Below are 19,816 nucleotides of genomic sequence, written 5' to 3' on the forward strand. Positions count from 1 at the left end.
GGGGCAGGGCATTGCAATCGCCACGCCCGGATCCCGCCATGACAAGGGATGACCGATGAATATTGGAATTCTCCTCGCACACCCGTGGTTTGGTACTTGGGCGGCGGCCTTGGCCGCTGTGGTGATTGCGCTGATCGCGCATCGGCTCGGCGGACTGGTGCTGATGCGCCTGACGCGGCCAGCGCCGGTACTGCATGCGATGGTCAGGAAGGCGCGCGCTCCATCCAGCGTCGTGCTTCCGCTTCTGGCGCTGCAAACCGTATGGCAGGCCGCACCAGACGAACTGCGCTGGATCGACACCGTGCGCCATCTCAACGGCTTGCTGATGATTGCCGCGACCACCTGGCTCGTGGTGCGGATCATCGCCGGTTTTGCACAGGGCGTCATGGACCGGCACCCCGTCGACGTGGCCGACAACATGGGCGCGCGCCGCATTCACACGCAGACGCGCGTGCTGTCGCGCATCGCGATGACGCTGGCCACGGTGATGGGCGCAGCCATGCTGCTGATGACCTTTCCGGGGGCGCGACAGGTCGGCGCGAGCTTGCTCGCCTCGGCCGGCGTGGTGGGCCTGATTGCGGGCTTCGCTGCGAAGCCCGTGTTCAGCAACATGATCGCCGGACTGCAGCTCGCGCTGACGCAGCCGATCCGGCTCGACGATGTCCTGATCGTTGAAGGCGAATGGGGGCGCGTCGAGGAAATCACGGGCACGTATGTCGTCATGCGGTTGTGGGACGAGCGGCGGCTCATTGTGCCGCTGCAGTACTTCATTGAGAAGCCGTTCCAGAACTGGACGCGCAGCAGTGCGCAGATCATGGGCTCGGTGTTCTTTCACGTCGACTACGGCATGCCGCTCGCGCCGCTGCGCGCGGAGCTCGAGCGCGTCGTGCACGCCGCGCCCGAATGGGACCAGCGCTTCTTCAATCTCGTCGTCACCGAGGCGACCGAGCAGACCATGCAGCTGCGCGTGCTGTGTACGGCGGCGTCATCGGGGCTCGCGTGGGATCTGCGTTGCCGGATCCGCGAAGCGCTGATCGATTTCATGCAGCGCGAATTCCCGCAGCATTTGCCGCGGCTGCGTATCGAACGCGATGCCAAGGCCCAGCACGCTGCGGTGGCAACTGCGCCGAATGCGGGATAAGGCACGCGCCTGCCACACTCTGTGCATGACGGATAGTTCACTTGTGCGGGTCGCCTTATGACGCCTGCGCCACTTGTTTTGCGCGCCCCGGAAGATAGTCGTCGACTTACCCCTAAAGTAGGGGGTTAGGGGCGCACAAGGATGCCGATACACGGGCAGCAAACGCAGGCCTGTTCGGCACGACGTTCAGTGCGGAGTCTTGCGAAAACCTGGAAATCCCGCCGACCTCCATGACCCATTCCGAGCGCCGTCCGCACGGCTCGCGCACGCCGCAATCCGCATTTTCGCCGTTGGGACTCGCGTGTCCGGCCGGATGAGCCTGGTGCGTCGGCATCGCGCTGCCGACGGAGCGAACGGTACGCAAGGTGCCGCGCCGGGTCGGGCTTCCAGGGAGGCTGCCGTCATTGGCGCGGTCGGCGTGGCTTGCGCCACCGCGTATCTGTCGCTCGCCGTGCCATCAGCAACCAGCATCACGCTGACCGCGGCAATGCTCGGGCTGTCCGCGACGCTGACGCGGCTCGCCGTGTTGCGCGCACGGCACAGGCAGACCGAGTTCAGGAGCGTTCGGCTCAGCCACCTATACAGCGCACTGAGTCAATGCAATCAGGCCATCGCACGTTGCCGCAGTGAATCGGAATTGTTCGAGGACATCTGCCGGGCCGCCGTGACGATCGGCGGCATGCAGATGACTTGGATCGGCCTGCTCGATGACAGCAAGAGGCTGATGCCATTGGCTGTCCATGGACAGGGCATGGAGTACCTGCGGGATCTGAAGGTTTCCGCCGACGAAGCGGATCCGCATGGACGCGGACCCACCGGCCTTGCATTGCGCAGCGATTCGCCGTACTGGTGCCAAGACGTGCACGCAGACTCCGCCACGGTTCTCTGGCGAACGCAGAGCCAGAGATTTGGCTGGAAGTCATTCGCCGTGCTGCCTTTGCACCGTGGCGATCGCGTGATCGGCGCCTTGTCGCTCTACGGTTCCCTTGCCTATGTCTTCGATGCAGTCGTGCGCGACCTGCAGATGGACATGGTCAGGAACATCGACTATGCGCTGGCCAATCTCGACCGGGAAACGGAGCGGCAGCGCGCCAACGAAGCACTGCGTGAAAGCGAGCAGCGCTTGCGCACCGTGATCGAGACGCAGCCGGAGTGTGTCAAGACCATCGATCGCAGCGGCAATCTGCTGGAAATGAATGCCGCGGGTCTCGCGATGATCGGCGCGGACTCGCTGGCGCAGGCGCAGCGTCATTACACGGAAGTCATCCTTCCCGAGTATCGCGACGCGTTTGCCGCCTTGCATGCGCGCGTCATGTCCGGCGAAAGCGGGCTGCTTGAATTCGAGATTGTCGGCTTGCGCGGCCAGCGCCGCTGGCTGGAAACGCATGCCACGCCGATGCGAGGCGCCGATGGCTGCGTCACGCGGCTGCTTGCGGTCACGCGCGATACCACCGACCGCAAGCAGGCATCGGATCGCATCCAGCATCTCGCCCATTACGACGCATTGACGGGGCTGCCCAACCGCCGCCTTGTGGAGAATCGGGCCCGGCAGGCCTTCAGTCAAGCCTCGGACGGGCACACGCTTGCCATAATGTTCCTGGATCTCGACCTGTTCAAGGACATCAACGACACGCTGGGGCACAGCGCTGGTGATGCCTTGCTGATTGAGCTGGCCCGAAGGCTGCGTCCCTTGTTGAGCGAGGGCGATGTGTTGGCGAGATTCGGCGGCGACGAGTTCCTGATCCTGCTGCCCGATGCCTGCGAACGTACCGCTGCGCAGACCGCGCAGAAGGTGCTCGACACCATCGCGGAGCCTTATCACCTCGGCCCTTACGACTTGACGGTCAGCGGCTCCATCGGCATTGCCCTCTACCCGCGCGACGGCACCGACTTCGAAAGCCTTTCGAAGAACGCGGACACTGCCATGTACCACGTGAAGAAACAAGGCCGGCGCGGATACTGCTTCTTCACCCCGCAGATGCAGGCGGGCATGGTCCGCTATCTCAAGGTGGTAGGCGCCTTGCGCCAGGCGCTGCCTCGCAATCAGTTTCACCTGCACTATCAGCCCCAGATGTCCATGGACGACGGCAAGCTGATCGGCGTGGAGGCGTTGCTGCGCTGGAATCATCCCGAGCTCGGCGCCGTGTCACCGGCGGAATTCATTCCGGTGGCCGAGGAGAGCGGTGCAATTCTGCCTATCGGCGAATGGGTCTTGCGGCACGCGGCACGACAGGCGCGCATTTGGGTGCAGGCAGGCTATACGCCCGTGATCGCTGTGAATCTGTCCACGGTTCAGTTCCACCATGCCGACCTTCCCAACCTGGTTTCACGCATTCTGGAAGAGGAAGACCTGCCGGCGCAGCACCTGGAGCTCGAACTGACGGAAGGCGTCGCCATGCGCGATCCGCAGCGTGCGATCGCCATGATCCAGGAGCTTCATGAGCGCGGCGTATGCATGTCTATCGACGATTTCGGAACGGGATATTCCTCGCTCGCGCAGCTGAAGAAGTTCCAGGTTCGCAAGCTCAAGATCGATCAGTCGTTTGTGCGGGACATTGCCACCAACGCCGAAGACCGAGCGATCGTCGGTGCCATCGTGCAGATGGCACGCAATCTCGGGCTCCTGACCATCGCGGAAGGCGTGGAAACTGCCGAGCAGATATCGATCCTGCGCGCCGAGGGCTGCAATGAGATGCAGGGCTACTACTTCAGCAAGCCTTTGTCAGCGGTGCAATTCGAGCAATTTGCCAGGACACGGGAGTCATGTCCGGATCGACTTGACGCATAGGCTCGCGACGGCTGTGGCACCAATGCGGTCTATGGCTTGTGGTTGACGCGCCCGGCGAACGACTTCCATTCACGGAACGTGGTGTCGAGGCAGGCCGCCGAATCGCAGCGGTCCCGCTTGGCGCGGAACGCCGCGATGTCAGCCTCGGTCACGGATCCTGCCTTGAGCATGCGCTGCTGCTCGGCATAGATACGCTGGTAGCCCATTGAAAACAGCGCGGATTCGCAGATCAGGCGGTGTGCCGTGGTCTGCCTTGCCGGTGCCGCCGCAGGATCGCAGTCGATGTCAGTGGCGTGTGCACCGCCGGAAAGTGCGAACGTTGCGGTGGACAGGCAGAGCAGGGCGCGGTGCGGAAAACGGGACATGGCGGAGTCTCGGAAGCAGGCCGCCATGGTAAGGCAAGATGGTGGCCTGCTCTCGCAGTGAACTACACGTCCAGCACCAGCTCCGCACATTTCGCGCGCGAAACGCAGATCAGGATGGACTTGTTGGCCGCGCGTTCTTCATCGCTGAGCACATAGTCGTGGTGATCCGCCGTGCCGGCAACCAGCGGGACTTCGCAACTGCGGCACAGGCCTTTCCGGCATGACGATGGCAGGCAGACACCGTTATCTTCCAGCACTTCGAGGATGCTGGTCCCTGCCGGCACCGGGAATTGTCCGCCGTGCCTGAGCAGGCGTACTTGGAACGCACCGCTTTCCGCAGGTGCCTGTGTGCCGGCACTGAAGCGTTCGAGATGCACCGCATGGGTACCGATTCGCGATGCGCTGGCGTGATCGCATACCGCATCCATCATGACTCCCGGTCCGCAGGTGTAGACGTGCCAGCCTGCGGGCATTTGCCGCAATGCCGTATGGAGGTCGGGATGGCCGCCATGCTCGTCGTCGGCATGCAGCGTGACGCGGTTCGCGAACGGTGCGAGCTGCTCCAGATAGGCGGCATGGCGGCGCGAGCGAACGCAGTACAGCAGCCGCCACGGAAGATCGCGTTCGACGCAGCGCCGGATCATGCTCAGGATCGGCGTGATCCCGATGCCTCCGGCGACGAACAGATGGCCGGCGGCTGGCTCGTGCAGCCCGAACAGCGACCGCGGCGTGCCGACCGGCAGGGTGTCGCCCAGGCGCAGTTCGTGGTGCGCAAAGCGCGAGCCGCCCCGTGAGGCCGGTGCGAGCCCGATGCCAAGCCAGTAGCTTGTGGTGTCTGAGGCCGTGCTGGCGATCGAGTATTGCCGCGTCAAACCGTTGGGAAAGCTGACATCCACATGCGCGCCCGGTTCGAATGGCGGCAGGGCATCGCCTGAACGATGCCTGAGTTCCACGCCAAGCACGCCTTCCGCCTCCAGGCGCAGGCTTGTCACGACGAGATCCATCACGCCTCCTTCGCCTGACGCTGCTGCGCCTGTGCGGCTTCGTCTGCGACACGGCGCTCGACAACCCAGCGGAACTGCGACAGCGCGGCATCGATCGAGAACGGGACCATCTTGAAGTCCGGCGCCAACGCCAGGGACCGTTGTTGCGCGGTGATGATGTCCCGGTCCTCGTCGAACGCTGTCACGACGCTTTGGTGGATGGACCGCGTGACCTCGGGGTTGTCGATCGCGAAGTTATGCGGATGGGCGAAGAAGTAGTGCGTCGAGTTCTCCGTCTCCGGCGTCAGAGCCTGGCACCCACGGAATTCGGCCGCATCGATACGCTGCCCTTCGGGCGCACCGGTGCCCGTGGGTGCCATGCCGGAATCCATCAGCAGGATCGCCGGAATCGTGAAGTTGTAGATGTTCCAGCGGTCTACCTTGCCCGGCCAGTTCTTGACCTGCTTCGCAAAAGGCGGAGCTTCGGTGTTGAGCGTCCAGCGCGTAATGCGCACGCCGTCATCCAGACGCTCGACCTTGGGTTGGGCCGCTGCGTAGGCCTGGCTACCGCCCAGCGTGGTCGGGTGTACGAACGGCAGGTGCGAGAAGTCGAGCAGGTTGTCGGCAATGAGCAGGTAGTTGACGTCATAGTGGATGTATCCGTCGAGGCTGCGCCACGCCGGGTCGGCTAGCCAGTGCGTATCGGGGATCAGTGCGGGATCGGCCGCTTCGGGATCGCCCATCCAGATCCAGATCCAGCGGTTGCGTTCGACCACCGGAAAGACGCGCACGCGGGCCTGGGGCGGGATGCGTTGCTGCGCCGGCGCCTCGATACAACGGCCCGACGTGTCGAATTTCAGCCCGTGATACATGCAGCGTACGCAGTCGCCTTCGCGCCGGCCGATCGACAGCGGCGCGCCGCGATGGCAGCAGCGGTCTTCCAGCGCATGGAGGGCGCCGTCCTCTGCGCGGTACATGAGCACCGGGATGCCGATGATCGTGCGGCTGAAGAGATTGCTGGCGCCGACTTCGTTGTCCCAGCCGGCGACATACCAGGTATTCCTGACGAACATTGCTGTCTCCTGTGTGTGGAACGCCCTCTGCGAGGCGTGTTGACAGGAGGTTAGGCAGCGCGCCAATATGCGTCAATCACATGCTGATCATAGAAGGAATGTATGTCATGCATACTGACGCATTCGACTACAACCTGCTGACGGTGTTCGACGCGATGCTGCGCGAGCGCAGCGTGACGCGCGCCGCGGCGCAGCTGGGGCTTACGCAGAGCGCGATGAGCCACGCGCTGAACCGCCTGCGCGAGTTCTTCGACGATCCGTTGTTCGTCAAGACCGCCGCTGGCATGACACCCACCATCAAGGCGGAAGCGCTGTCCGAAACCGTACTCGACGTCATGACGGCCATGCGCACGCGCGTGCTGCCGCAGGCGAGCTTCGATCCCGCCACGATGCAGCGCACGTTCACGCTGTGCATGACCGACATGGGCGAGCTGGTGTTCCTGCCACCGCTGATGAAACGGCTGCGCGTGGTGGCGCCTCACTGCAAGCTGCGAACGCTGCAGGTGCCGGTGCCGCAGATCGAAGGGCTGCTGGCATCGGGCGATGCCGACCTGCTGCTAGGCTCGGTGCAGACGGCGCCGGAGTCGCTGTTCCGGCAGCAGTTGTTCATGCATGGCTTCGTTACCATCGTGAGCACGAAGAACAGGCAGGTGCGCGACGCGCTGACGATCGAGCAGTTCGAGTCGATGCCGCACGTCACAGTGAGTCTCGCGGGCCGTACGAGCCCGTCGTACGACGCGGCATTCGAAAGCCATGGGCTCAGGCGCAACATCTACCTGCATACGCCACACTTCCTCTCGATCCCGCTGCTGATGGAGCAGCAACCCGAACTCATCGCGACTGTGCCCCAGGAACTCGCGAACGTCTTCGGCCGCTACGGCATCGTGCGCGTGGTGAAGCCTCCCGTGGTGTTGCCGCCGTATGCGTTGAGCCAGTACTGGCATCCGCGCTTTCACCACGATCCGGCTATCGTCTGGCTGCGGCAGCTGGTGAAGCAGACGTTCGACCGATATCCGGATACCGATGTGTCGGGCGATGCCATGCCCGTGCCGGCCCGCAAGAAAGGCGCAACGGCTAAGCGGGGCGCCAGTTCGCGGTAGCGTTCCCCAAGCCACGGCGATGATCGAAGGGCGAGGCGCGCAGGTATCTGCCGGTCAGTGCCGGGGACTACCTGCGCCAGCGCGTGCATGCGGTCTTCGGGGGGGTACTGAACGGACGCGCCTTCACTACGACGCCGCAACGACCCCACACGCAATCCGGCCGCCCGCGTTGCCGGTCGGCTGTGTCTTGTAGTCGTCCGGATCCTTATGCACGATCACCGCGCGGCCGATAACGCTGTTCGGTCCGGCGCCCACACTGAGGTCAGGCATCAGGATACTGGCGCGCGCATTGCCATTGGCGTCGGCCGTGAGATTGTTCATGTCGCCGGCGTGGTGGTCAGGCATGCTCATCTGCCCATGCGGCTTGCTGGATGGGTTGAAATGACCGCCGGCGCTCATGGCGTCGGGCGCCGAGCAGTCACCCTTTTCGTGCACGTGGAAGCCGTGCGTGGTATTGGGCGGCAGGCCGGTGACCGATGCCACCATCATTACGCCGCCGGCCTGCTGCGTGAACGTGACCGTGCCGCCCGTATTAGTGCCGCTCTTCGGCGAGAGGGTCGCGGTGGCCTTGGCACCGCCGCCGCCCCCGTTTGTCCCCGAGCCGGCACAGCCCGCCAGGGTCATCGCTACCGCTGCCGTGGCCGCCAGGCCGAAAAGTGTGCGTTTCATCGGAACCCTCCCATTCACCTTATTGCGGAAGAAACAGTATAGGATGCGACGCTTACCCGGTGGCGCGGATTGAGCGGCGAATAACAGGCGCGCCTACGCGGCCAGCTGCGTTACCCCACCTTGCTGCGGTGCGGCACCGAAGTGCGGGTGCCGGCCAAAAATGTCCGCGACCCAGTTGACGAATACGCGAACCTTGGCGGACAGGTGGCGATTCTGCGGATACATGGCGGAAATCGGCAGCTCCTCGCTCTGCCAGTCAGACATGACTTCGACCAGCCGGCCGCTGGCCACGTACGGTTCGGCCATCACGCGCGACAGGCAGGCCAGCCCGTGGCCCGCGAGCGTGCATTCCAGGTAGACATCCCCATCGTTCGTGGAAATGGCGGATGGAAGCAGGATCTCGGTGCTCTCGTTCCCGCGCGTGAACTGCCATGGCCATTCGCGCCCGGTGCGGTTGGACAGGTGATTGACGGCCTTGTGCTGGGCAAGGTCCGCCAACTCATGCGGCGTGCCAAAACGATTCAGGTAGATCGGCGACGCGAAGAACGCCAGTTTGAGCTGGCCGATGCGCCGCGCCACCATGGATTCGTCCACCGCCCCTACACGCAACACTACGTCGACGCCTTCCTGCAGCAGGTCGATCGGCTTGCCGTTGATGGTCAGGTCCAGCTTCAGTTCCGGGTAGGCCGCGAAGAAGTCGTGCAGATGCGGGATCAGCGCGATGCGGGCCAGCCCGGCGGTGGTGTCCACCGACAGCGTGCCCTTGGGCGAGTTGTTGTGGCGCGTCAGCGATTGCTCGGCTTCCTCCACATCGGCCAGGATGCGCACGCACCGCTCGTAGTAGGCGGCACCGTCGCTGGTCACGCTGATGCGCCGGGTGGTCCGGTGCAGCAGCTTGACGCCCAGGTGCGTCTCCAGGTTCTGGATCAAACGGGTGAGGGTGGCCTTGGGCAGGTCGAGAGAGTCGGCGGCACGCGCGAAGCTGCCCATGTCGACCACTCGGGTAAAGGCCTGCATTGAGACGAGACGATCCATGATGAGCTTCCGACGAATGTTTCCTGACGGCTCGCCGAGCGGGGCGACCTGCGCGAATGTATGGAGTGGCTGCGGGGGTGGTGCTGGCTTCCCGGGTCCGGGGCTGCACGCCGGCGGCTGACATAGCCGCGCAGCCGGGAGAGCGGGAGTGAATCACATTTTCCAAGACCTTGTCATGCGTGGGGTCTCAGCGGGCCGATTATTCCAATCGCGGAACAGTGCGTTGGCAATCTCTCGCTTTATCCCATCGGCGTCAATCACCATAATCCGTTGCATCGCAACACATGATAGGCGTGGCAGCGCATTTCCGCACGCCCGCCAAGGTGCCCATGTCCCAGTCGCCCAGCCATCGCCCCCCCGCCGCGCCGCCGGCCACCGGCAACGAGCAGGCGCGCGTCGCGGAATTCAGCGTGGCAAGCGGCGAGCGCGAGATATCGGTATGCGTGTGCTATCCGCCCGGATATCCAGCACCGGCCACTGAAAGTGGTGCGCTGCTGCCGTGGTTGGTGTACCTGCACGCGGGTGGTTTCGTGGACGGCGGACTGGAACGGGCCAAGGAGGTCGTGCAGATGCTGGCGGCCTCGGTTCCGGCGGTGGTGGTGACGCCAGCTTATTCGCTGGCGCCGGACCATCCGTTTCCAGCCGCGCCGGAGGATGCGTACAACACCGTGGAATGGGTGCTGCGCTACGCGCGCCGCCTGAAGGTGGACAAGGCACGCTTTGCGCTGGTTGGCGAAGAGGCGGGCGGCAACCTGGCGATCGCGCTGTCGCAGATGCTGCGCGACCGTTGCGCCCCGCAACCGAGCGGGCAATGGCTGATCCGCCCGGTAACGGACCCGTGCCTGCAGCATGCGTCGTGCACCGGCGCGGGCCGTGGCGCGGTACCGCTGGAAACCCTGCAGCGGCTCGCCTGCAATTATCGCGACTATCTGCCGACGCCGGCCGCCAGCGTGCATCCGTATGCCGCGCCGGCGCTGGCCTCGCGGCTGGCAGGGCTGCCACCCACGCTGGTGCAGGTGGCGGAAGTCGATGCGCTGCGCGCCGAAGGCGAAGCCTTCGCGGGGCGCCTTGCCAAGGCCGGTGTGCCGGCCGAGGCCATGATCATGCCTGGCGCCTGTGGCGACGGCGTAGAAGACACCCACGACGACTGTCAGTCGTGGGTAGACGAAGGTGCGCGGTTCCTGCGGCGATGTCTGGCCGTGGCCGACGACACCTCATCCCGGCGCGAAAGCCGGTCCGGAATGAAGCCTGCCGGCTGAGGCATTCCGGGTAACACGCCAGCCGGTACTGATGCCGCCGAGACGGACTGCGCGGCATCCGGCAAACAGACTTGCTGATCTGTCCGACAAGCTCCGGACCGCATTCCGCGGCCCGGCCGGCGGCGTTCGTGCTTTCGCAGCCTTTTGCTTTTCCAGTTGAAGAAAACCCGCAACAGGAGTGAAGAGAAATGAGTACCCTGAATCGACGCACGTTGATCGCGATTGCCATCGTGGTCGTCCTCGGCGCCGGCGTTGCCACCTCCATGCTGCAGCCATGGCATGGCGGCGAGGCGCATGCCAACACGCCGCCGCCGGCTCCGACTATTGAAGTGGCAAACGTGGTCGGCAAGACCATTACCGAATGGGACGAGTTCTCGGGCCGTATCGAAGCCGTGGACCGCGTGGAAATCCGCCCGCGCGTTTCCGGCACGATTGAAACGGTGCATTTCCGCGAAGGCTCGATCGTGAAGAAGGGCGATCCGCTGTTCACGATCGATCCGCGTCCGTACGCGGCTGAAGTGGCGCGCGCCGAGGCAGCGCTGGCCGCGGCTCAGGTGCGCGCCTCGCACGCGCAGACCGAGAAGGCGCGCGCCCAGCGCCTGCTGGACGACAACGCCATCTCGAAGCGCGAATTTGACGAGCGCATCAACGCCGCCAGCGAACTGTCCGCCGACGTGCGCGGCGCGCAGGCGGCGCTAGAGGTGGCGAAGCTGAACCTGAGCTATACGCGCATCGTTGCGCCGGTATCGGGCAAGGTATCGCGTGCGGAAATCACGGTAGGCAACCTTGTCGCAGCGGGCGCCGCATCGCCGCCGCTGACGTCGGTGGTGTCGGTCTCACCGGTGTATGCAAGTTTCGATGTCGACGAGCAGAGCTACCTGCGCTATACCGCGCCCGGTGCCGGCGGCGGCAAGAACGGCCTGCCGGTGTTCCTGGGCCTGGCTAACGAGGACGGCAATCCGCACGAGGGCAAGATCCACTCGATCGACAACCGGCTCGATACGCGCAGCGGCACCATCCGCGTGCGCGCGGTGTTCGACAACGAGGATGGCCGCCTGTTGCCGGGCCTGTATGCGAAGGTCAAGCTTGGGGGCGGTTCGCCGCACGACGCCGTGCTGATCAACGACCGCGCGATCGGCACTGACCAGGGCAAGAAGTTCGTGCTCGTGGTCGATAAGGCCAACAAGCTGACCTATCGCGAAGTCGACCTCGGGCCGACCTTTGAAGGGCTGCGCGTGATCCGCAAGGGTTTGAAGCCCGGCGAGAGCATCGTCGTGAACGGCCTGCAGCGTGTGCGCCCCGGCGATACGGTGGCACCGAAGCCCGTCTCGATGGCGTTCCGCAGCGAACTGGAGCCACGCCCCAACGCGCCTGACCGCAAGCAGGCGGCCGCCGAGGCCGAAGGCAAGCCCGTCAGCTAAGCAGGCAGACAAGCCCCAACACAGACAGTCAGGCGCTTTGCTTCCCCGCATGTGCATGGCGCCCGCCACGGCGGGCCGCCAGGGGGGCTTGCATGCCGAAACAGGCCGAGAACCAAGATGAATCTCTCGAAATTCTTTATTGACCGCCCGATCTTCGCGGGCGTGTTGTCGGTGCTGATCTTCCTGATCGGTGCCATCTCGATGTTCAAGCTGCCGATTTCCGAATACCCGGAAGTCGTGCCGCCATCCGTCGTCGTGCGCGCGCAGTTCCCGGGCGCCAACCCGAAAGTGATCGCGGAAACCGTGGCCACGCCGCTGGAAGAGCAGATCAACGGCGTCGAGGACATGCTCTACATGAACTCGCAGGCCAACAGCGACGGCTCGCTCACGCTGACGGTAACCTTCAAATTGGGCACCGACCCCGACAAGGCCCAGCAGCTCGTGCAGAACCGCGTGTCGCAGGCCGAGCCGCGCTTGCCTGAGGACGTGCGGCGCCTGGGTATCACGACCGTCAAGAGCTCGCCCGACCTGACCATGGTGGTTCACCTGGTCTCGCCGAACGATCGCTATGACATGACATACCTGCGCAACTACGCGCTGATCAACGTGAAGGACCGCCTCGCGCGTATCCAGGGCGTGGGCCAGGTGCAGATGTTCGGCTCGGGCGACTACTCGATGCGTGTGTGGCTGAACCCGGAGAAGATCGCCGAGCGCAACCTGTCGGCATCGGACGTGGTCAAGGCCATCCGCGAGCAGAACGTGCAGGTGGCGGCCGGCGTGATCGGCCAGTCGCCGACGCTGCCTGGCACTGACCTGCAGTTGTCAGTGAACGCGCAGGGCCGCCTGCAGACCGTGGAAGAGTTTGGCGACATCATCGTCAAGACGTCTTCGGACGGCGCGGTCACGTACCTGAAGGACATCGCGCGCATTGAACTCGGTGCGTCGGAATACGCGCTGCGCTCACTCCTGGACAACAAGTCCGCGGTCGCGATCCCGATCTTCCAGGCGCCTGGTTCGAACGCGATCCAGATCTCGAACGATGTGCGCAAGACCATGGAGGAACTGAAGCAGAACATGCCGGAAGGCGTGGACTACAGCATCGTCTATGACCCGACGCAATTCGTGCGCCACAGCATCGAGGCGGTGGTCCACACGCTGTTCGAGGCCATCGCGCTCGTGGTGCTCGTGGTGATCCTGTTCCTGCAGACGTGGCGCGCGTCGATCATTCCGCTGCTCGCAGTGCCGGTGTCGATCGTCGGTACGTTTGGCCTGATGCACGCGTTCGGCTTCTCGATCAACGCGCTGAGCCTGTTCGGGCTGGTCCTGGCGATCGGTATCGTCGTGGACGATGCGATCGTGGTGGTCGAGAACGTCGAGCGGAACATCGAGGAAGGGCTGTCGCCGAAGGAAGCGACCTACAAGGCCATGCGCGAAGTCAGCGGCCCGATCATTGCGATCGCGCTGACGCTGATCGCCGTGTTCGTGCCGCTGGCATTCATGACCGGCCTGACCGGCCAGTTCTACAAGCAGTTTGCACTGACGATCTCGATCTCGACGATCATCTCGGCCTTCAACTCGCTGACGCTGTCACCTGCGCTGTCGGCGCTGCTGCTCCGTGGTCACGACGCGCCCAAGGACTGGCTCACGCGCGGCATGGACAAGGTATTGGGCGGCTTCTTCGCGCGCTTCAACCGCTTCTTCGGCCGGAGTTCGGACAAGTATGGTCGCGGCGTGAAGGGTGTGATTCGCCGCAAGGGCTCGGTGTTCGGCGTCTATGCCGTGATGCTGCTGGCTACGTGGGGCATTTTCCAGATGGTGCCGAAGGGCTTCGTCCCGGCGCAGGACAAGCAGTATCTGGTGAGCTTCGCCAAGCTGCCCGATGGTGCGACGCTCGATCGCACCGAAGACGTGATCCGCCGCATGTCCGAGATCGCGCTCAAGCATCCGGGCGTGGAATCGGCCGTGGCATTCCCGGGCCTGTCGATCAACGGCTTCACCAACAGCCCGAGCGCCGGCATCGTGTTCGTCACGCTCGATCCGTTCGAGAAGCGCAAGGGCAAGGAATTGTCCGGCGGTGCGATCGCAGCGGACCTGAACAAGCAGTATGGGTCGATCCAGGATGCATTCATCGCGGTATTCCCGCCGCCGCCAGTACAGGGCCTGGGCACGATCGGCGGGTTCAAGATGATGATCGAGGACCGCTCCGCACTCGGCTATGACGCGCTGTTCGACGCGACCAACGCGTTCATGGCGAAGGCACGCGCCACGCCAGAGCTGGCCGGGATCTTCAGCAACTACCAGGTCAATGTGCCGCAGCTCGACGTGCAGCTCGACCGTACCAAGGCCAAGCAGCTTGGCGTGCCCGTGACCGATGTGTTCGAGACGCTGCAGACGTATCTTGGCTCGGCCTACGTGAACGACTTCAACAAGTTCGGCCGCACATACCAGGTCAAGGTGCAGGCGGATGCGCAGTTCCGGCAGCATGCCGAGGACATCCTGCAACTCAAGGCACGCAGCGCCAGCGGCGAAATGGTGCCGTTGTCGTCGCTGGTGAAGGTCAAGCAGAGCTTTGGTCCGGACAGCGTGAGCCGCTACAACGGCTTCACCGCTGCCGATATGAACGGCGGTCCGGCGCCGGGCTTCTCGTCTGGCCAGGCACAGGCTGCAGCTGAGCGGATCGCCGCCGAGACGCTGCCGAAGGGCATCGGCTTCGAGTGGACCGAGCTGACCTACCAGGACATCCTGGCCGGCAATGCGGGCGTGTGGATCTTCCCGCTGTGCGTGCTGCTCGTGTTCCTGGTGCTGGCCGCGCAGTATGAAAGCCTGACGCTGCCGCTGGCCGTGATCCTGATCGTGCCGATGAGCCTGCTGGCCGCCATGACGGGCGTGTGGTTGACGCGTGGGGACAACAACATCTTCACGCAGATCGGCTTCATCGTGCTCGTCGGGTTGTCCGCGAAGAACGCGATCCTGATCGTGGAGTTCGCACGGGAACTGGAGCATCACGGCCGCACGGTGGTGCAGGCCGCGATCGAAGCAAGCCGCCTGCGTCTGCGCCCGATTTTGATGACCTCGTTCGCGTTCATCATGGGTGTGGTGCCGCTGGTGGTGTCGACTGGCGCCGGCTCGGAGATGCGCCATGCGATGGGCGTGGCGGTGTTTGCGGGGATGCTCGGGGTGACTTTCTTCGGCTTGTTCCTGACGCCGGTGTTCTATGTGGCGCTGCGTTTGCTGGCTACGCGCAAGCAGCGCCGGGAAGCGGCGGCGGCCGGTGCTTCGGCATCGCACGCCGTGCCGTCGGCAGAATGATGGTGAACGACATGAACAACAACATGATGAAGCAGTACCTGCCCAGGCTTGCGACATTGGCCGCCGCGCTGGTGCTCGCCGGTTGCTCGTTGGCGCCGACCTACAAGGTGCCGGAAACGCCCACCGCCGCGACCTTCAAGGAGGCCGACGCCGCGGCCGCCGAAGGCGCGCAGTGGAAGACCGCCGCGCCGGCCGAAGGCCAGCATCGCGGCGACTGGTGGAAGATCTTTGGCGACGCCGAGCTGGACCGGCTGATCGACGCGGCCAACAGCTACAACCAGGATCTCGCTGCCGCTGCGGCGCGCCTGAAGCAGGCGCGGGCATTCACCGGCGCGACGGAAGCGGACCTGTATCCGCAGCTGAGCGTCGGACTCGATCCGACGCGTTCGCAGCCGTCGGCCGCTTCGCAGGGTTTGCCGGATGGCACGCGCGTGGCGCCGCAGACGGTGCTCAAGGCGCGGGCCTTTGCCAGCTACGAGCTTGACCTGTTCGGCCGTGTGGCCAGCAGCGTGAACGCGGCCCGCGCCGACGAGCAGGGCGCCGAAGACCTGTACCGTTCGGTGCAGCTCGCGCTGCAAGCCGACACGGCGCAGGCGTACTTTGCGCTGCGCACGCTGGACAGCGAACGTAATCTGCTCAACGCGACGATCAAGCTGCGTGAAGATGCGCTGAACTTGCTGCGCAAGCGCTATGAAGCAGGCGAAACGACGGATCTGGACCCCGCCCGCGCCGAAGCCGAACTCGGCACCGCGCGAGCCGACCTGGCCGGTATCGAGCGTCGCCGCGCCAACCAGGAACATGCGCTGGCGGTGCTGACCGGCGTGTCGCCGTCGCAGTTCGGGCTCGCCGCGAAGCCGTTCGACACGGCACCTGTGGCGGTGCCGGCAGGCTTGTCGTCGGAACTGCTCGAACGCCGCCCTGACATCACGGCAGCGGAGCGGCAGATGGCAGCCGCCAATGCGCGGATCGGTGTGGCGAAGGCAGCGTTTTTCCCGCGCATTTCGCTCACGGCGCTGTTCGGCTTCGAGTCGGCGGACCTGTCAAACCTGTTCAAGTGGTCGTCGCGCACATGGATGCTTGGCCCGTTGCTGGGGTCGACGGTGGCGCAGACCGTATTCGACGGCGGCCGCAACAGCTCGAACCTTGCCGGCGCCCGCGCTGCGCATGAAGAGAGCGTGGCGCGCTACCGGCAGACCGTACTCGTGGCGTTCCGCGAGGTCGAGGACAGCCTTGCCGATGTACGTTGGCTCAGCCAGCAGGCCACGGCACTCGACAGCGCGCTGGCGGGTGCCCGGCGCGCCCAGCGTACCTCGCGCAGCCGCTATGACGCGGGCGCCGTCGATTACCTGACGGTGATCGATGCCGACCGGACCGTGCTGCAATCGCAGCGCGATGCCAATGCGGTGGCCGGGCTGCGCGCGGCGGCGACCGTGGCGCTGGTGCGCAGTCTCGGCGGCGGCTGGGGGCCGGTGCCGGAGTCGGTGGCGTCCGCGTCGGCACCCGCGCAGTAATATCGGGCGCCCGGCAAGTGCCGCAGGGGTGGCGCGATGCAATCGGATCACTACACTGAATGCATTGCGCCGCTCCCGAATGCGCGCGGCACCTGCCATGCACCGACACAAGACGCTGTTCTGGATATTCATCGCCGTGGCCGTGAGCGTTGCGGCATTGTTCGTGCCGTTACCGTGGACCGATACCACCCGCATCCACAATGAAGCGGTCATCGCGCGCCCGCCGGCTGTGGTGTTCGACTATGTATCCACGCCCGGCAACTGGCCTGCCTGGCATCCGTCATCGCTGGGGGTGAAGGGGGCTACGGATCACTCTTTGCTGCCCGGCGAGCGTGTGACCGAGACTTTCGTCGTAGCCGGGCGCAGCGGCGTGGTCATCTGGACCGTGACGAAGCGCGATCCCCCGCGCGCATGGACGATCGAAGGCGAGATCGAAGGCCGCAAGGCCGGCACCGTGGCGTACACGCTGACCCCGGCGCTGACGCCCTCGTTGACGCCCACCGAGGAAAGCACGCGCTTCGAGCGCGATTTCAGCTATCAGTCGCCCACGCTGTTGTTCCTGCTGCTGAACCGCGTGGTGCTCCGTCCCCGCATCGAGGCGGAGTCGGCCGAAGCGGTCAGGCGCCTCAAGGCCACGCTGGAAGCCCGGCGCTGACCGGGTGCTGCGCCAGCGCGTCGCTTGCGCGGCCGTTGCATCCCCACTAAGTTGGAAATATCACTACTGAACGAGCGTCCGCCCCACGGACACCTGTCATGAGTACTATGCTTCCTTTGACTCGCATGAAGTGCCCGCACGGTGGCATGGCGTCGGCGTTGCTGGCCGCACTGGCCCTGTGCGCATCCATTCCCTTGCACGCTCAGCCTCAAGAAACCGGGTCGATGACCGTTGGCGGCTCCGCGCATGTGCGAGGGCCGGTGGTCGTGCACGGCCCCCTCGTGGTCGCCGGACGCGTCCATGCGCGCGGGCCGTTGACGGCCGCGTACTTCACTGGGCCCGCCGCAGCCCGTGGCCTGCCTTACGCGGGCGGGTACTACAAGGTCTTCGATGGGCCAGTTACCGTACATGGCACGATGGTCGTCAACGGCGATCTGCTGGTAGATGGCCCACTCACCGTTGACGGGCCGCTGGAAGCGAGTGGCGGCATCGACGCGGACGGGCCCATGCGCGAGCGCTATTACGGGCGCTGACGTCATCGCTGACAAGAGGTGGAACCCGGGCAGCCTGTATTGCACAATATGGGCCTTGCATCACAACCCCGGAGCTTCGCCATGGCAAAACCGGCCTTAGTTGGCCTCAGGAGCATTGCGCTGTTCGAAGCCGCCAAAGGCGCGCTGGTCATCGTTGCGGGGCTCGGGCTCGTGGCCCTGCTGCACCGGGACGCGCAGGCGCTGGCCGAATCGATCATCATGCGGCTCCATATCAATCCGGCCAGCCGCTATCCCACCATCTTCCTGTCGCTGCTCTCGAACCCGAGCGATGCCCGCTTGTGGGCCATTGGCGGCTCCGCAGCCGTTTATGCGCTGATGCGGTTTGCGGAGGCCTGGGGGCTTTGGCATCGGCTGGCCTGGGGCAACTGGCTTGGCGTGTGGTCAGGCGGCATTTACCTGCCGATCGAACTCTATGAGGCGCTGGCGCACCCTAGCTGGATGCATGCGGGCCTGGCGGCGGCGAACCTGCTGGTAGTGCTGTACCTCGTCAAAAGTCTGGCGCGCCACGAAGTCAAAACCTGAGCTCGCTGCGCCATTCCCAAAAGCAAGCGGGCTTCCGACGAAGCCCGCTTGTACTTCGCGCCAGCGTCAGGCGGGAACCCGAGCGCCGGCTGCCGCGGTTTCCTTAGAGTGAAGGCTCCGGGCAGTTGCTACATGCGATGCCAGCACGGGGCGCAGGACCATCATCGCGAGGAATGCGGCGCTAAGATCCATGGCGGCGACTGTGTAGAGAACCGTCGACCACGTGCCGGTCGCCTCCATCAGCAGGTTACCAATCGGGACAAATAGCGCGCCGATACCCTTCGCCGTATAAAGCACGCCGTAGATCTTGCCGATGTGCTTCGTGCCGAAGGCATCGCCCGCCAGCGCCGAGAACAGCGAATACACCTCGCCCCAGGCCAGGAACACCACGCCGGACAGGATCAGGAACGCATACGGATTGCTGCCGAAGTAGCCGAGCGCGATGATGCCGAGGCCTTCGAGCGAGAACGCGATGACCATGGTTTTCTCGCGGCCGATGTTGTCCGAGATCCAGCCGAACAGTGGGCGCGAGATGCCGTTCATGATGCGGTCGAGCATCAGCGCGAGCGGCAGCGCGGCCATCACGAAGAAGTGCAGGTCGACCTGGAACTCCTTCACGCCAAGGTCCTTCGCAATGACGCCGAGCTGCGCAACGGCCATCATGCCGCCGGTCACGACCAGCACGAACATCACCAGCATCAGCCAGAACAGCTTCGTGCTCATCGCTTCCTTGAGCGTGTAGTCGCGCGTTGCCTGCACGAGCTTCTGGGAAGCCCGGACCTCATTGGCCTTCGGCGAGCGCAGGAACCACGCAGCGACGAACGCCAGGGAGCCCTGCAGGACGCCGAAGAACAGGAAGGTGTGCTGGAAGCCCGACGACTCGATCATAGCGGCGATCGGCAGGATGGTGGCTGCCGAGCCCGCGCCATAGCCGCCCGCAGTCAGGCCTACGGCCAGGCCGCGCCGGTCGGGGAACCACTTGAGCGCGTTGTTGATGCAGGTCGCGTAGATCGAACCCACGCCAAGACCGCCGACCGCCGCGCCGACGTAGAAGCCCATCAGCGTGGTGGCCTGCGAGTTGATGATCCACGCGGCGCCGATGAACACCGCGCCGAACGCGACCATCATGCGCGGCCCGAACTTGTCGATGAAATAGCCTTCGATCGGTGCGAGCCAGGTCTGGACCAGCACGAATACCGTAAAGGCGATCTGGATGCTGGCCCGGGACCAGCCATAGGTTTCCTGGATCTCGGGCACGAACAGCGTCCACGCGTACTGGATGTTCGCTGTGGCAATCATGCAGACAACGCCGACAATCAGCTGGATCCAGCGCGTGTTTTCCGGAGTTTGCTGCGAAGGGAGGGCTGCCGATGGATGAGTCATTGTGCGCTCCGTGAATTGGATCGGTGCAATCCGACGGCGTGAATGCCT

16 protein-coding genes are annotated in these 19,816 nt (G+C 64.7%); 10 read left to right on the forward strand and 6 right to left on the reverse strand.

The window, feature by feature from the left end:
* Positions 1–55 precede the first annotated feature (55 nt).
* Positions 56–1,141: a mechanosensitive ion channel family protein gene (locus K2O51_RS12085; protein ID WP_140953272.1), complete on the forward strand. Its 1,086-nt coding sequence runs from the start codon at positions 56–58 to the stop codon at positions 1,139–1,141.
* Between the two features lie 322 nt (positions 1,142–1,463).
* The gene (locus K2O51_RS12090) at positions 1,464–3,929 is read left to right on the forward strand and encodes a putative bifunctional diguanylate cyclase/phosphodiesterase (RefSeq protein WP_220630290.1); all 2,466 of its coding nucleotides are present in this window, start codon (positions 1,464–1,466) and stop codon (positions 3,927–3,929) included.
* A gap of 29 nt (positions 3,930–3,958) precedes the next feature.
* Here K2O51_RS12090 and K2O51_RS12095 read toward each other — a convergent pair whose 3' ends face one another.
* From K2O51_RS12095 to K2O51_RS12105, 3 genes are all read right to left on the reverse strand, one after another.
* Complete coding sequence (locus K2O51_RS12095; protein WP_041680207.1) at positions 3,959–4,294, reverse strand: hypothetical protein; 336 nt, start codon at positions 4,292–4,294, stop codon at positions 3,959–3,961.
* A 62-nt stretch (positions 4,295–4,356) separates the two neighbouring features.
* Positions 4,357–5,298, reverse strand: coding sequence for a PDR/VanB family oxidoreductase (locus tag K2O51_RS12100; RefSeq protein WP_220630291.1), 942 nt, complete (start codon positions 5,296–5,298; stop codon positions 4,357–4,359).
* On the reverse strand, positions 5,298–6,350 hold the full coding sequence (locus K2O51_RS12105; RefSeq protein WP_220630292.1) for an aromatic ring-hydroxylating dioxygenase subunit alpha: 1,053 nt from the start codon (positions 6,348–6,350) through the stop codon (positions 5,298–5,300). The genes K2O51_RS12100 and K2O51_RS12105 overlap by 1 nt, the downstream gene beginning before the upstream one ends.
* A gap of 107 nt (positions 6,351–6,457) precedes the next feature.
* Between K2O51_RS12105 and K2O51_RS12110 the strand changes: the two genes are divergently transcribed.
* The gene (locus K2O51_RS12110; protein ID WP_140949480.1) at positions 6,458–7,450 is read left to right on the forward strand and encodes a LysR family transcriptional regulator; all 993 of its coding nucleotides are present in this window, start codon (positions 6,458–6,460) and stop codon (positions 7,448–7,450) included.
* A 126-nt stretch (positions 7,451–7,576) separates the two neighbouring features.
* Here the strand turns inward: K2O51_RS12110 and K2O51_RS12115 are convergent, their stop codons facing one another.
* Positions 7,577–8,119 carry a superoxide dismutase family protein gene (locus K2O51_RS12115; protein WP_140949481.1) on the reverse strand — a complete coding sequence of 181 codons (543 nt, stop codon included), beginning with the start codon at positions 8,117–8,119 and terminating at the stop codon, positions 7,577–7,579.
* Positions 8,120–8,212: 93 nt separating this feature from the next.
* Positions 8,213–9,154 (reverse strand): LysR family transcriptional regulator, encoded by a 942-nt coding sequence (locus K2O51_RS12120; RefSeq protein WP_011300456.1) that lies wholly within the window; start codon positions 9,152–9,154, stop codon positions 8,213–8,215.
* Positions 9,155–9,483: 329 nt separating this feature from the next.
* Here K2O51_RS12120 and K2O51_RS12125 point away from each other — a divergent pair, with 329 nt between their 5' ends.
* The 7 genes from K2O51_RS12125 (at position 9,484) to K2O51_RS12155 (ending at position 18,385) form a co-directional block, all read left to right on the forward strand.
* Complete coding sequence (locus tag K2O51_RS12125; RefSeq protein WP_140949482.1) at positions 9,484–10,413, forward strand: alpha/beta hydrolase; 930 nt, start codon at positions 9,484–9,486, stop codon at positions 10,411–10,413.
* Positions 10,414–10,601: 188 nt separating this feature from the next.
* Complete coding sequence (locus K2O51_RS12130) at positions 10,602–11,834, forward strand: efflux RND transporter periplasmic adaptor subunit (protein WP_011300454.1); 1,233 nt, start codon at positions 10,602–10,604, stop codon at positions 11,832–11,834.
* A gap of 117 nt (positions 11,835–11,951) precedes the next feature.
* A complete protein-coding gene (locus tag K2O51_RS12135; protein WP_011300453.1) occupies positions 11,952–15,143 on the forward strand; it encodes an efflux RND transporter permease subunit in 3,192 nt (1,063 codons plus the stop codon).
* 11 nt (positions 15,144–15,154) lie between these two features.
* Complete coding sequence (locus K2O51_RS12140) at positions 15,155–16,654, forward strand: efflux transporter outer membrane subunit (protein ID WP_245001811.1); 1,500 nt, start codon at positions 15,155–15,157, stop codon at positions 16,652–16,654.
* A gap of 97 nt (positions 16,655–16,751) precedes the next feature.
* Positions 16,752–17,309 carry an SRPBCC family protein gene (locus K2O51_RS12145; RefSeq protein WP_041680486.1) on the forward strand — a complete coding sequence of 186 codons (558 nt, stop codon included), beginning with the start codon at positions 16,752–16,754 and terminating at the stop codon, positions 17,307–17,309.
* 98 nt (positions 17,310–17,407) lie between these two features.
* On the forward strand, positions 17,408–17,842 hold the full coding sequence (locus K2O51_RS12150) for a hypothetical protein (RefSeq protein WP_011300450.1): 435 nt from the start codon (positions 17,408–17,410) through the stop codon (positions 17,840–17,842).
* Between the two features lie 81 nt (positions 17,843–17,923).
* Positions 17,924–18,385, forward strand: a complete 462-nt coding sequence (locus K2O51_RS12155; protein WP_011300449.1) for a DUF2127 domain-containing protein — start codon at positions 17,924–17,926, stop codon at positions 18,383–18,385.
* 66 nt (positions 18,386–18,451) lie between these two features.
* Here the strand turns inward: K2O51_RS12155 and oxlT are convergent, their stop codons facing one another.
* The gene (gene oxlT, locus K2O51_RS12160) at positions 18,452–19,768 is read right to left on the reverse strand and encodes an oxalate/formate MFS antiporter (RefSeq protein ID WP_220630293.1); all 1,317 of its coding nucleotides are present in this window, start codon (positions 19,766–19,768) and stop codon (positions 18,452–18,454) included.
* Positions 19,769–19,816: the final 48 nt, after the last annotated feature.

The sequence above is a fragment of the Cupriavidus pinatubonensis genome (assembly GCF_019602855.1).
In the GTDB taxonomy this organism is placed as follows: domain Bacteria; phylum Pseudomonadota; class Gammaproteobacteria; order Burkholderiales; family Burkholderiaceae; genus Cupriavidus; species Cupriavidus pinatubonensis.